This window comes from Falsiroseomonas sp. (assembly GCF_051859025.1).
GTDB lineage: Bacteria > Pseudomonadota > Alphaproteobacteria > Acetobacterales > Acetobacteraceae > Falsiroseomonas.
This window is the reverse complement of sequence record NZ_JBHYGL010000001.1, coordinates 669,521-681,466: the sequence shown is the minus strand read 5'-3', so window position 1 is coordinate 681,466 and position 11,946 is coordinate 669,521. Positions and strand designations below refer to the sequence as shown.

Annotated in this window: 11 protein-coding genes; 9 read left to right on the top strand and 2 right to left on the bottom strand. The window is 69.6% G+C overall.

The window, feature by feature from the left end; all coding sequences use genetic code 11:
* Positions 1-24: 24 nt before the first annotated feature.
* Positions 25-375 carry an HPF/RaiA family ribosome-associated protein gene (locus tag ACTIE5_RS03390; protein WP_439548283.1) on the top strand — a complete coding sequence of 117 codons (351 nt, stop codon included), beginning with the start codon at positions 25-27 and terminating at the stop codon, positions 373-375.
* Here ACTIE5_RS03390 and ACTIE5_RS03385 read toward each other — a convergent pair.
* Positions 365-1,816 (bottom strand): anion permease, encoded by a 1,452-nt coding sequence (locus tag ACTIE5_RS03385; RefSeq protein WP_439548282.1) that lies wholly within the window; start codon positions 1,814-1,816, stop codon positions 365-367. The two genes, ACTIE5_RS03390 and ACTIE5_RS03385, sit on opposite strands and share 11 nt — an antisense overlap.
* 161 nt (positions 1,817-1,977) lie before the next feature.
* On the opposite strand from ACTIE5_RS03385, the gene ACTIE5_RS03380 reads away from it, so the two are divergent.
* The 6 genes from ACTIE5_RS03380 to ACTIE5_RS03355 all read left to right on the top strand — a co-directional run bounded on the left by ACTIE5_RS03380 (position 1,978) and on the right by ACTIE5_RS03355 (position 6,910).
* The gene (locus ACTIE5_RS03380) at positions 1,978-2,961 is read left to right on the top strand and encodes an SPFH domain-containing protein (RefSeq protein WP_439548281.1); all 984 of its coding nucleotides are present in this window, start codon (positions 1,978-1,980) and stop codon (positions 2,959-2,961) included.
* Complete coding sequence (locus tag ACTIE5_RS03375; protein ID WP_439548280.1) at positions 2,946-3,386, top strand: NfeD family protein; 441 nt, start codon at positions 2,946-2,948, stop codon at positions 3,384-3,386. Before ACTIE5_RS03380 ends, ACTIE5_RS03375 begins: the two co-directional genes overlap by 16 nt.
* A gap of 75 nt (positions 3,387-3,461) precedes the next feature.
* Positions 3,462-4,448: a tripartite tricarboxylate transporter substrate binding protein gene (locus ACTIE5_RS03370; RefSeq protein WP_439548279.1), complete on the top strand. Its 987-nt coding sequence runs from the start codon at positions 3,462-3,464 to the stop codon at positions 4,446-4,448.
* 27 nt (positions 4,449-4,475) lie between these two features.
* On the top strand, positions 4,476-4,940 hold the full coding sequence (locus ACTIE5_RS03365) for a tripartite tricarboxylate transporter TctB family protein (protein ID WP_439548278.1): 465 nt from the start codon (positions 4,476-4,478) through the stop codon (positions 4,938-4,940).
* Positions 4,940-6,433, top strand: a complete 1,494-nt coding sequence (locus ACTIE5_RS03360) for a tripartite tricarboxylate transporter permease (protein ID WP_439548277.1) — start codon at positions 4,940-4,942, stop codon at positions 6,431-6,433. Before ACTIE5_RS03365 ends, ACTIE5_RS03360 begins: the two co-directional genes overlap by 1 nt.
* Before the next feature lie 33 nt (positions 6,434-6,466).
* On the top strand, positions 6,467-6,910 hold the full coding sequence (locus ACTIE5_RS03355) for a MaoC/PaaZ C-terminal domain-containing protein (protein ID WP_439548276.1): 444 nt from the start codon (positions 6,467-6,469) through the stop codon (positions 6,908-6,910).
* A 118-nt stretch (positions 6,911-7,028) separates the two neighbouring features.
* On the opposite strand, the gene fusA is transcribed toward ACTIE5_RS03355, so the two are convergent.
* Positions 7,029-9,110 (bottom strand): elongation factor G, encoded by a 2,082-nt coding sequence (fusA, locus tag ACTIE5_RS03350; RefSeq protein WP_439548275.1) that lies wholly within the window; start codon positions 9,108-9,110, stop codon positions 7,029-7,031.
* Positions 9,111-9,421: 311 nt separating this feature from the next.
* On the opposite strand from fusA, the gene ACTIE5_RS03345 reads away from it, so the two are divergent.
* Positions 9,422-10,732 (top strand): DUF1800 domain-containing protein, encoded by a 1,311-nt coding sequence (locus ACTIE5_RS03345; protein WP_439548274.1) that lies wholly within the window; start codon positions 9,422-9,424, stop codon positions 10,730-10,732.
* Positions 10,729-11,931 carry a DUF1501 domain-containing protein gene (locus tag ACTIE5_RS03340; RefSeq protein ID WP_439548273.1) on the top strand — a complete coding sequence of 401 codons (1,203 nt, stop codon included), beginning with the start codon at positions 10,729-10,731 and terminating at the stop codon, positions 11,929-11,931. Before ACTIE5_RS03345 ends, ACTIE5_RS03340 begins: the two co-directional genes overlap by 4 nt.
* The last annotated feature ends 15 nt before the right edge of the window (positions 11,932-11,946 follow it).

Below are 11,946 nucleotides of genomic sequence, written 5' to 3'. Positions count from 1 at the left end.
CATCAAGCAACCGGGAGACGATGCATGCAGGTCCAGGTCAACACGGACAACGACACCAATGGCAGCGCCGCGCTGGTGGAGCGGGTGCAGGAGAAGGTCGAAGGCCAGCTCGGCCGCTTCGCCCAGCACCTGACGCGCGTGGAGGTCCACATCAACGATGTGAACGCCGACAAGGGCGGCACCGACAAGCGCTGCATGATCGAGGCGCGACCGTCCAACACCAAGCCGATGGCGGTGACGCATGAGGCGGAGACGGTGAAGCAGGCGCTGGCCGGCGCGCTGCAGAAGGCGGCGCGGCAACTGGACAATGCCCTCGGCAAGCGGATGGACCGGAAGGGCGGCGAGTCCATCCGCACGGCCGAGCTCAGCGAATGAGCATGATCCAGGGTATGCCCACCACCAGGAACACGGCCAGGAAGACCGCACCGAACACGGCGCCAAGCCGCCAGTAGTCCCGCGCCGGCAGGTAGCCGCTGCCGTAATAGACCGGGCTCGGCCCCGTCGCGTAGGGCGTCAGGATGCCCATGATGCCGAGGGTGAGGACGAGGGATAGCGTCAGCGCCTTCATGTCCATCCCTGGCACGGCGGCGCCGACCGTCAGCATCACCGGCAGCAGCGCGGTGACATGCGCGGTGACGGAGGCGAAGGCGTAGTGGGCGAGGTAGAACACCACGACCAGCGCCACCAGCGCCGTTGTCGGCGAAACGCCCGCGACGGCGCCGCCGACCCGGCCGGCGAACCAGGCGACGAAGCCCACCTGCGCCAGGCCGCCGGCCAGCGCCACCAGCGTCGCGAACCAGGCCAGCGTGTTCCAGGCCTGCTTGTTGGCCAGCACGTCGTCCCAGCTCGCGATGCCGGTCAGCACGATGGCGGCGAAGACGGCGAGCCCGACGGTAGTGCTGTTGATCGCCGGCTCCCCGAAGACCCAGAGGCCGAGCGCGACCACCACCAGCACGCCGAGCAGAGCTTCCTTCCTCGTCAGGCCGCCCATGCGCGCCAGTTCCTCGCCCGCCCAGGCGACGACCTCCCCGCCCTCCGTCACCTCCGGCGGGTAGAGCTTCCAGGCCAGCAGCGGCACGGCCAGCAGCAGGATGGCGCCGACCGGGGCGAAGGCCAGGAACCATTCGAACCAGGTGATGGTGACGCGCGCCGTGCGGGCCGCGAGTTCCAGCGCCAGCAGGTTCGGCGCCAGCGCGGTGAGAAACATCGAGGAGGTGACGCAGGTGGCGGCGATGGCGGTCCACATGACGTAGCCGCCGATGCGCCGGGCGGAGGGATCATTCGGCAGGCTGCCATAGAGCGGCGGCAGGTTGCGGACGACCGGGTAGATGGTGCCACCGGACCGCGCCGTGTTGCTCGGCGTGAAGGGGGACAGTGCCAGATCGGCGAAGGCGATGGCGTAGCCCAGCGTCAGCGTCCGCCGCCCCATGGCGCGCACCAGCAGCAGCGCGATCCGCCGGCCGAGGCCCGATTTCTCGTAGCCCAGGGCGAACATGAAGGCGGCGAAGATCAACCAGACGGTGGCGTTGCTGAAACCCGACAGCGCCCAGGCCAGGGACGCCGTGGCGGGGCGGAAGCCCGGCCGCGCCAGTTCCGCCGGGCCATAGAGCACCCAGGGCGAGAGCAGCGCGATAAGGGTGACGCCCGTCAGGCCGATCAGCGCGCCGGGGATGGGTTCCAGCACCAGCGCCAGCACCACGCCCGCGAAGATGGCGAAGTAGAGCCAGGCATGGGGCGCCAGGCCATCCGGTGCCGGCAGCAGCGCCAGCAACGCCGCCAGCGCCACCGGCGCGACCAGTTTCATCCAATGCGGCATGCCCCACCCCGATCCGTGATCCGCCGCCAGATTGCGCGCGCCAGGGCCGCCCCGGCATTGATGCGGCGCAAGACACGCGAACGTCATGCCCGCGCCGCATTCGCGGGGCAGGAAAGGGTCCACACCCTGGTCCGCGCCACATCCGAGACTGGAGCCGCCCCATGCCCGAGATCCCGCTCGCCACCATCATCCTGGTTGTCATCGTCGCCCTGGCCGTCATCACCGTGGCGAAGGGCGTCCGCACCGTGCCGCAGGGGGAGGTCTGGTCGGTGGAGCGTTTCGGCGCCTTCACGCGCCTGCTCCAGCCCGGGCTGAACCTGATCATCCCCTATGTCGATGGCATCGGCCGCAAGCTGAACGTTCAGGAAGTGGTGCTGGACATCCCGGAGCAGTCCGTGATCACCAAGGACAATGCCTCCGTCGCCGTGGACGGCATCGTCTATTACCGCGTCATGGACCCCGCCAAGGCGGCCTATGCGGTGCAGGACCTTAAGCAGGCGCTGGTCGCCATGGCGATGACCAACATCCGCGCCGTGATCGGTGAGATGGACCTGGACCAGACGCTGTCCTCCCGCGACCGGATCAACACATCCCTGCTGACGATCCTCGATGGCGCGACGGAAGCCTGGGGCGCCAAGGTCAGCCGCGTGGAGATCCGCAAGATCGAGCCGCCGGAGAACCTGATCCGCGCCATGAACCTGCAGATGACGGCGGAGCGGGAGCGCCGCGCGAGCGTGGCGAAGGCGGAGGGCGAGAAGCAGGCGCTGGTGCTGCAGGCCGAGGGCCGGCGGGACTCAGCCCTGCGGGATGCGGAGGCGCGGGAGGCGCTGGCCCAGGCGGAGGCGAATGCGACCCGCATGGTGGCGGAAGCCGCCGCCGGGGCGGGTGCCGACGCGCTGCGCTACTTCATCGCCCAGCAATATGTGAAGGCGTTCGAGGCTCTGGCCGCCAACCCCTCCTCCAAGCTCGTTGTCGTGCCGATGGAAAGCGCCTCCCTCGCCGGCGGGATCACGCAGGCGATGGAATTGCTGCGGGCCTCCCCCGGCGGGCCCGCCGGGACCGCGCCGCCAACCGCCTCGGCGCCGCCGCCGGTACCGCCCGCCACGCCGACCCTGCCGGGGGTGAGCCCATGGAACCGGGGCTGATCTGGATCCTCGCCGGGCTGGTCGGGCTCGGCGCGGAATTGCTGCTGCCGGGGGTCTGGTTCCTGTGGGCGGGGCTGGCCGCCATCGGCACGGGGCTGGTGGTGCTGCTGCACGACCCCGGCTTCGGGCTGGAAGTCGCGGTGTTCCTCGTGCTGCTGGGCGCCGGGGTCCTGGCCTCGATCCGCATGAAGAAGCGGGTGGAGGGGCCGGCGCACCGCGTCAACGCGCCCGAAGCCGGGCTGGCCGGCCGCCTGGCGACGGTGATCCAGGTGGAGGCCGGCGGCCTGCGCGTCAGGCTCGGGGACAGCGACTGGGCGGCGCGCCTGCCGCGGGATGCGGAGGCGGCGGTCGGCGACAGCGTCCGGGTCGAGGGGGTGGACGGTACCGTATTGATTGTGAGGCCCGCCGGCACCCCGCGCGCTTGATGCCACGGCGGAATCCCGCCTAGCCTTCCGGAAAGCGCGCCGGCGCAACGGCGACGCATGGGGAGGAATGTCGAGATGACCCGCGTGACCCGTCGTACCCTGCTGGCCGCGTCCGGCCTCGGCGCCGCCAGCCTGGCGCTGCCCGCCCTGGCGCAGCCGCGCTGGCCGAACCGGCCGATCCAGATGATCGTCCCCTGGGGCGCCGGCGGCGGCACGGACGCGACCGCGCGAATCGTGGGGTCGCTGCTGGAACGGGACCTCGGCCAGCCCGTGAACGTGGTGAACCGCACGGGTGGATCGGGCGTGGTGGGCCACAGCGCCATCGCGACGGCGGCGGCGGATGGCTACACGATCGGGATGATCACGGTCGAGATCGCCATGATGCACTGGCAGGGCCTGACCGAACTCAAGCCCACCAGCTACACGCCCCTCGCCCTGCTGAACGAGGATCCGCCGGGCGTCCAGGTGGCGCAGAACTCCCCCTATGCCGACATCAAGGCGCTGGCGGATGCCATCAAGGCGGCGCCGGCCGGGCGCTTCCGGGCCAGCGGCACAGGCCAGGGCGGCATCTGGCACCTGGCGCTGGTGGGCTGGCTGCAGGCGATGGGGCTGCGGGCGGACCATGTGCGCTGGGTCCCCTCCAACGGCGCGGCGCCGGCCATGCAGGAACTGGCGGCGGGCGGTGTCGATATCGTCACCTGTTCGGTGCCGGAGGCGCGGGCGATGATCGATGCCGGCCGCGCGAAGTCGCTGGCGATCATGGCGCCGGCCCGCAACCCGATGTTCGCCAATGTGCCGACGCTGAACGAGGCGCTGGGCATCACCTACTCGACCGGCGCCTGGCGCGGGATCGCCGGGCCGCGGAACCTGCCGCAGGACGTGCAGCGCCGCCTGATCGACAGCCTGAAGAAGGCCTATGACAGCAGCGAGTACAAGGACTTCATGGCGAGCCGTGGCTTCGGCGTGGTCTGGGGCGACCAGGCGGCCTTCACCAGCTTCATGGCCGAGGCGGACAAGGCGATGGGCGAGGCGATGCGCGGCGCCGGCCTGGCGCGCGGCTGAACCCGGGGCGGCCGGAAGGGCATCGCGATGCGACTGAACGATGCCCTTCTGGGCGCCATCCTGCTTGGCTTTGCGGGGGGGGTGTGGTGGCTGACCACCTTCTTCCCCGCCTTCCCCGGGCAGGATTACGGCCCGAACCTGTTCCCGCGCATCCTGGCGGCCGGCATCGGCTTCTGCGCGCTGATGCTCGTGCTGCGGGGCGTGCGGGCGCGGGGCGGCCTGGTGGTACTGGAGGGATGGACGCGTGAACCGGCGCGGCTGCTCTCCTTCCTCGCCATTCCCGGCGCGGCGCTGTTCTACATCCTGCTGAGCGATCCGCTGGGCTTCATCCCGACCGCCTTCATCCTGCTCTCGGCGCTGTTCCTCTGGTTCAAGGCGCGGCCCGTGCTGGCGCTGCCCGTGGCGGCGGGGATGGCGCTGATGGTGCATTGGTTCTTCGCCGGGCTGATGCGCGTGCCCCTGCCCCGTGGCCTGATGGACCCGTTCCTCTGATGGATGCGCTGATCCAGGCCTTCGGCCTTGTCTTCGATCCCTATGTGCTGGCGGTGATCGGGGCTTCCGCCGTCTTCGGCATGTTCGTCGGCGCCATGCCGGGGCTGACCGCCACCATGGCGACGGCGCTGCTGGTGCCCGTTACCTTCTTCATGTCCCCGGTGCCGGCGCTGGGCGCCATCGTGACCGCCACCGCCATGGCGATCTTCGCCGGCGACATACCGGGCGCGATGCTGCGCATGCCGGGCACGCCCGCTTCGGCCGCCTATACCGACGAATCCTACGCCATGACGCAGAAGGGGCAGTTGAACCTGAACCTCGGCGTGAACCTGGTCTTCTCCGTCGCGGGCGGGTTGGTCGGCGTCGCGGTGCTGATCGCCTGCGCGCCGCTGCTGGCGGAAGTGGCCATCAACTTCTCCTCCTACGAGTATTTCTGGCTGGCGCTGCTGGGGCTGACCTGTGCGGTGTTCATGACCAATGCGGACCCGGTGAAGGGTTTTCTTTCGCTGTTCATCGGGCTGCTGCTGGCCAGCGTCGGCATCGACCCGGCGGCGGGGTATCCGCGCTTCACCTTCGGCGACGTCAACCTGATGTCCGGCATCAACTTCGTGCCGACGCTGATCGGCATGTTCGCGGTGAGTGAGTTGATGCGCGGCGCGGTGTCGCTGGACGGCACGGGCCGCGTCGTGGTGCAGCAGGTCGGCAACATCTTCCGCGGCGTGGGCGCGGTGTTCCGGCGCTACTGGTTCAACTTTCTCCGCGGCAGCCTCCTCGGTACCGCCATCGGCGCGCTGCCGGGCGCGGGCGCGGATATCGCGGCCTGGATCAGCTACGCCGTGTCCAAGCGATTCTCCAAGGAACCGGAGAAATTCGGCACCGGGCATGTCGAGGGCATCGTGGACAGCACCTCCGCCAATAATTCGGCGCTGGGCGGGGCATGGATTCCGGCCCTGGTCTTCGGCATCCCGGGGGACAGCATCACCGCCATCGTCATCGGCGTGCTCTACATGAAGGGGATGAATCCGGGGCCGACGGTGTTCACCGAGAATCCGCAGCTGATCTATGCGGTGTTCCTGATCTTCATCCTGGCCAACATCATCATGCTGCCGCTGGGCTGGGCCGCCATCAAATCGGCGCGGCAGATCCTGCGCGTGCCGCGCAACCTGCTGCTGCCCATCATCCTGCTGTTCTGCCTGGTCGGCAGCTTCGCCATGACCAACAGCCTCTATGGTGTCGCGCTGATGCTGGTGATGGGCATCTTCGGCTGGTTCCTGGAGGAACACGGCATCCCCGTGGCGCCGCTGATCCTGGGCCTGGTGCTGGGGGAGATGCTGGAACAGACCTTCGTGCAGTCCATGATCAAGTCGGATGGTGCAGTGCTGGAATTCTTCGCGCGCCCGATCGCGGGCGTGCTGGGCGTCGCGACCATCCTGATCTGGGTGGTGATGATCGGGCGGGGCATCCAGCGCTCCATGGCGCCGCGGGCGGCGTGACAAGGGGGCGGGGAGCCCCCTACCCTGCCCGGCATGGAACCGCTGAATTCGCTCGATGAGCTGTCGCCCGGCCAGGAATTCGACCTCGGCCGCTTCGCCCTGCCACGGCAGGAGGTGCTGGATTTCGCCCGGAGGTATGACCCGCAATACTTCCACCTGGATGAGGAAGCGGCGAAGGGGTCGATCTTCGGCGGGCTGGTGGCTTCCGGCCTGCACACCCTGTCCTCCGCCATCGGGCACCTGGTCCGCAGCGGGCTGATCACACGCATCAACCTGGCGGGCGGGGGGATGGAACTATCCTGGCCCGCACCCCTGCCCCCGGATACGGAGGTGGCCTTCACGCTGGGGGTGGTGGAGATCCGGCCATCACGGAGCAAGCCGGAGATGGGGATCGTGAAGCTGCGCTACCTGCTGAAGCGGGTGGACAATGGCGCGGTGGTGCTGGACGCGACCGCCACGCATTTCATGAAGCGGTAGGGCCGAAACGCGAACGGCGCGGGGGTTTCCCCCCGCCCCACCCGCGGGAGGCGGGGTGAAACACAAACGGCGCCGGGGTTGCCCCCGGCGCCGCTGGTGTCAGCCGATCCCGATGGGATCAGGCGGACTTCTTCATGATCTCGTCGGCCACGTTGCGCGGGACCGGATCATAGTGGTGGAACTGCATCGAGAAGCTCGCGCGGCCCTTGGTCATGCCGCGGAGGTTGGAAATGTAGCCGAACATTTCCTTCAGCGGCACGTGGGCGCGCACGATGACGGAGGTGCCGGCCATGTCCTGCGACTGGATCACGCCACGGCGGCGGTTCAGGTCGCCGACGACGTCACCCACGTGATCCTGAGGCGTGGTGACTTCCACGTCCATGATCGGCTCGAGGATGACGGGGCTGGCCTTCTTCATGCCTTCGCGGAAGCAGGCCTTGGCGGCGATTTCGAAGGCCAGGGCCGACGAGTCGACGTCGTGGTACTTGCCGTCGATCAGGGTGTACTTGAAGTCCACCGTGGGGAAGCCGGCGAGCACGCCGGTATCGGCCTGCACCTTGATGCCCTTTTCGACCGCCGGGATGTATTCCCGGGGGACGGAGCCGCCGACGACGCCGTTGACGAACTCGATGCCCTCGTTCCGCTCCTTCGGCTCGAAGACGATCTTCACCTCGGCGTACTGGCCCGAACCACCCGACTGCTTCTTGTGGGTGTAGATCTCGGTGTGCGGCTTGGTGATCGTCTCGCGATACGCAACCTGCGGGGCGCCGATGTTGCACTCCACGTTGTATTCGCGGCGGAGGCGATCGACGATGATCTCCAGGTGCAGCTCGCCCATCCCGGACAGGATGGTCTGGCCGCTTTCCTGGTCGGTCTTGACGCGCAGCGACGGGTCTTCACCCGCGAGCTTGCCGAGGCCGATCTGCATCTTCTCGACCGCGTCCTTGGTCTTCGGCTCGACGGAGATGTCGATGACGGGGACCGGGAAGGCCATGCGCTCCAGCACCACCGGATCGTCCTGGCTCGCCAGCGTGTCGCCGGTGCCGGTGTCCTTCAGGCCCACGAAGGCGGCGATGTCGCCGGCGATGACTTCCTTGATTTCCTCGCGCTTGTCGGCGTGCATCTGGAACATGCGGCCGATACGCTCGCGATGGCCCTTGGTGGTGTTCATGATCATGTCGCCCTGGCGCAGCGTGCCGCGGTAGACGCGCACGAAGGTCAGGTTGCCGTACTTGTCGTTGATGATCTTGAACGCCAGGCCGGCGAAGGGCGCGGTTTCGTCGGCGGGGATGTGCCGGCGTTCCTGCGTCTCGTCGAAGCCTTCATCCGGGGCGACCTTGATGCCCGGGACGTCGATCGGGCTCGGCAGGTAGTCCACCACGGCGTCGAGCAGGGGCTGCACGCCCTTGTTCTTGAAGGCCGTGCCGCACAGCACCGGGCGGAACTCGCCGGAGATGGTGCCGAGCTTGATGCAGCGCTTCAGCGTCTCGACGGACACGTCGCCCTTGTCGAAATACTCTTCCATCGCGGTGTTATCGATGCCGACGACGGTATCGACCAGCTTCTGGCGGTATTCGGCGGCCTTGTCGGCGAGGTCGGCCGGGATCGGCGCATCCTCGTACAGCGCGCCGAGCTCGTCGCCCTTCCAGATGATGGCCTTCATCTCCACCAGGTCGACGACGCCCTTGAAGGTGTCCTCGATGCCGATGGGGAGCTGCAGCGTCACCCAGTTGATGCCGAGCTTCTCGGTCAGCGTGTCGGCCGCGCGGTAGAAGTCGGCGCCCGTGCGGTCCAGCTTGTTGATGAAGATGATGCGCGGGACGTTGTAGCGGTCCGCCAGGCGCCAGTTGGTCTCGGACTGCGGCTGCACGCCGGCCACGCCTTCGATGATGAAGACGGCGCCGTCGAGCACGCGGAGCGAGCGGTTCACTTCGATGTTGAAGTCGATGTGGCCGGGGGTGTCGATGACGTTGATGCGGTAGTCCTTCCACACGGCCGTCACGGCGGCGGAGGTGATGGTGATCCCCCGCTCGCGCTCCTGCTCCATGTAGTCGGTCGTGGTGTTGCCGTCGTGGACTTCACCAATCCGGTGGGACTTGCCGGTGTAGTAGAGAATCCGCTCGGTCGTCGTCGTCTTGCCGGCATCGATATGCGCCGTGATGCCGATGTTGCGGATCTTGTCGAGCGGTGTGCGCGCCACGATGGGCCTCCATACGCGAAAGCGGGCCCGACAGCGGGGAAATCCCCGTGCCGCCCGCGCAATGGTTCCGAATCTAGCCTTGTGCGGAGGGGGAGATGCCCTCTCCCGGGCGGTTTTGCAAGCGTTCCCGGATGGCGGGCAATGCGGGGCTGCCCTGCGACGGGCGATGCGGGGCGACCCTGCGGCGGGCGATGCGGGGCGACCCTGCGGCGGGCGGCGTCCGTTCCCCGCTGCGGGCCGATGGCCCGGCGTCACCTTCCGTCACGAGATGGATGCTGCAGCGGCGCCGGGCTGGATGGTAAGGCTGGCGCATGAGCACCCGTGGTTACATCGCCGCCATCCGCTTCGGCTATGGCCTGCGGCTTGGCGAGGCCCCTCCCGCCGACCCCGAGGCATGGCTGCTTGACCAGATCGCGCGCCCCGCGCCCGCGCCGGAGGGGCTCGGCCTGTCGGAGGGCATGCAAATGCGGATGGTGGACCAGGCCGCGCGGCTGGCCGGGCAGGAGCCCCCCCGCGCCGCCAATGGCCGTTCGGTGTTGAACGAGGCGATCCGGAGCGAGAACATCGCCTTCGCCCATCGCCGCCTGACCACCGGCCAGGGGTACCGGGAAAGGCTGGTCGATTTCTGGATGAACCATTTCACGGTCAGCCGCCGCGTCGGCTCCATCCAGCCCATCATTGGCGCCTTCGAGCGCGACGCGATCCGCCCGCATGTCACGGGCCGCTTCGCGGACATGGTGGTGGCGGTGGCGCGGCATCCGGCCATGCTCATCTACCTCGACAACGTGGGATCGGTCGGGCCGAACAGCCAGGCTGGCCAGCGGCGCCGGCGTGGCCTGAACGAGAACCTGGCGCGGGAGGTGCTGGAACTGCACACCCTGTCCCCCGCCGGCGGCTACACCCAGGGCGACGTGCAGGAATTCGCCCGGCTGCTGACCGGCTGGTCGGTGGATTTCCGCAACCCGCCCTTCGGCTTCGCCTACCGCGCCGCGGCCCATGAACCCGGGGACAAGCGCATCCTCGGGCGCCGTTTCGGAGATGGGGAGGCGGAGGGCGAGGCTGCGCTGCGCTTCCTGGCCGAACACCCCGCCACCTGGCGCCACCTGGCCCTGAAGCTCGCCCGTCATTTCGTGGCCGATGAGCCACCGGCGGCAGCCGTCCGGGCGCTGGAGACCGTGCTGCGGGAGACCACAGGCGACCTCGGCGCCGTCTCCCGCGCCCTGGTCCGGCTGCCGCAGGCCTGGGCCTCGCCGCTGGCCAAGTTCCGATCGCCCTCGGACTACGTCATCGCCGCGACTCGCGCGATCGGCCTGGCGGAGGAACGGGCGGATGTCCTCCTCTCCGGCATGTCGGCGCTGGCCCAGCCGAACTGGAGCGCGCCACAGCCGAATGGCTGGCCGGACACGCTGGCGGAATGGGCATCGCCGGAAGCCATGATGCGGCGGGTGGACTGGGCCTACAGCCTGGCGGGACGGGCGCCGCGGGCGGATGCGCAGGCGGTGGCGGCGGCGGCGCTGGGGCCGCTCGGCCGGGCGGAGACAGCCACCGCCATGGGGCGCGCGGGTTCCGTGCGCGATGCCTTGACCCTGCTGTTCGGCAGCCCGGAGTTCATGCAGCGATGAGCGACGCCGTGACCCACGCTTCCTTCAGGCCAACCCGGCGCGGCCTGCTGCTCGGCCTTGGCGCCACCGTCGCGCTGGGGCGGTCGCGCCTCGCCCTGGCGCAGGCGCCCGGGGACCGGCGGCTGGTCGTCATCATCCTGCGCGGCGCGCTGGACGGGCTGTATGCCGTGCAGCCCTATGGCGATCCCGGCGCCGAGGAACTGCGCGGCGCCCTGATGCTGCCGGAACCGGGGCGGGAGGGCGGGCTGCTCGACCTCGGCGGGCGCTTCGGCCTGCATCCCGGCTTCGCGAACCTCCATGCGATGTATCGGGCGAATGAGGCGATGGTGGTGCACGCCGTCGCCGGCCCCTATCGCAGCCGCAGTCATTTCGAGGCGCAGGACCTGCTGGAGGCCGGTGGTGCCCAGCGCCTGACCAGCGGCTGGCTGAACCGCGCCCTCCAGGCGGTGCCGGCGGCGGGCGCGTCTCGCGCCGGCATCGCCATCGGCGGCGGCGTGCCCCTGCTGCTGCGGGGCATCGTGCCGGTGGGCGCCTATGCGCCCCCGGGGCTCGACCGGCCTTCCGAGGACCTGATGTACCGCCTGGCGGCGTTGCAGGGCGCCGATCCCCGCCTCGCCGGCCCCTTCGCGGAGGGCATGCGCGCCCGCGGCTTCGCCATGCAGGCGCTGGGCGCGCCGACCAATGACCCGGATCGTGGCAGCTTCCCGCGCCTGGCCGCGGCGGCGGGGCGCCTGCTGTCGGAAAGCGGCGGGCCGCGCGTGGCGGCGCTGGAACTGGGGGGCTGGGACACGCATTCCAGCCAGGCCGGGCGCATCATGGGACCGATGCGGCAACTGGATGAGGGGATCGGGCAGCTCAAGACCTCACTCGGCGATGCCTGGGCGCGGACGGCGGTGCTGGTCATCACCGAATTCGGCCGGACCGCGCGGGTGAACGGCAATCTCGGCACGGATCACGGCACGGGCGGCGTCGCCTTCCTGATGGGTGGCGCGATCGCCGGCGGGCGGGTGGTGGCGGATTGGCCGGGGCTGGCGCCCGCGCAATTGCTGGACAACCGGGACCTCCAGCCCACGCGGGATCTCCGCACCATCGCCAAGGGCCTGCTGCGCGACCATCTGCGCCTGCCGGATGCGGCGGTGGCGCAGGCCTTCCCGGACAGCCGGGATGCGGCGCCGATGGCGGGGCTGGTCCGGGCCTGAGCAACCACGGCGGCG

Excerpts from the sequence above, each read along its gene's own strand:
- ACTIE5_RS03370 (WP_439548279.1), top strand. The coding sequence starts at position 3,462 with ATGACCCGCGTGACCCGTCGTACCCTGCTGGCCGCGTCCGGCCTCGGC.
- ACTIE5_RS03380 (WP_439548281.1), top strand. The coding sequence starts at position 1,978 with ATGCCCGAGATCCCGCTCGCCACCATCATCCTGGTTGTCATCGTCGCC.
- ACTIE5_RS03375 (WP_439548280.1), top strand. The coding sequence starts at position 2,946 with ATGGAACCGGGGCTGATCTGGATCCTCGCCGGGCTGGTCGGGCTCGGC.
- ACTIE5_RS03360 (WP_439548277.1), top strand. The coding sequence starts at position 4,940 with ATGGATGCGCTGATCCAGGCCTTCGGCCTTGTCTTCGATCCCTATGTG.
- ACTIE5_RS03340 (WP_439548273.1), top strand. The coding sequence starts at position 10,729 with ATGAGCGACGCCGTGACCCACGCTTCCTTCAGGCCAACCCGGCGCGGC.
- ACTIE5_RS03385 (WP_439548282.1), bottom strand. The coding sequence starts at position 1,816 with ATGCCGCATTGGATGAAACTGGTCGCGCCGGTGGCGCTGGCGGCGTTG.
- ACTIE5_RS03365 (WP_439548278.1), top strand. The coding sequence starts at position 4,476 with ATGCGACTGAACGATGCCCTTCTGGGCGCCATCCTGCTTGGCTTTGCG.
- ACTIE5_RS03345 (WP_439548274.1), top strand. The coding sequence starts at position 9,422 with ATGAGCACCCGTGGTTACATCGCCGCCATCCGCTTCGGCTATGGCCTG.
- ACTIE5_RS03390 (WP_439548283.1), top strand. The coding sequence starts at position 25 with ATGCAGGTCCAGGTCAACACGGACAACGACACCAATGGCAGCGCCGCG.
- ACTIE5_RS03355 (WP_439548276.1), top strand. The coding sequence starts at position 6,467 with ATGGAACCGCTGAATTCGCTCGATGAGCTGTCGCCCGGCCAGGAATTC.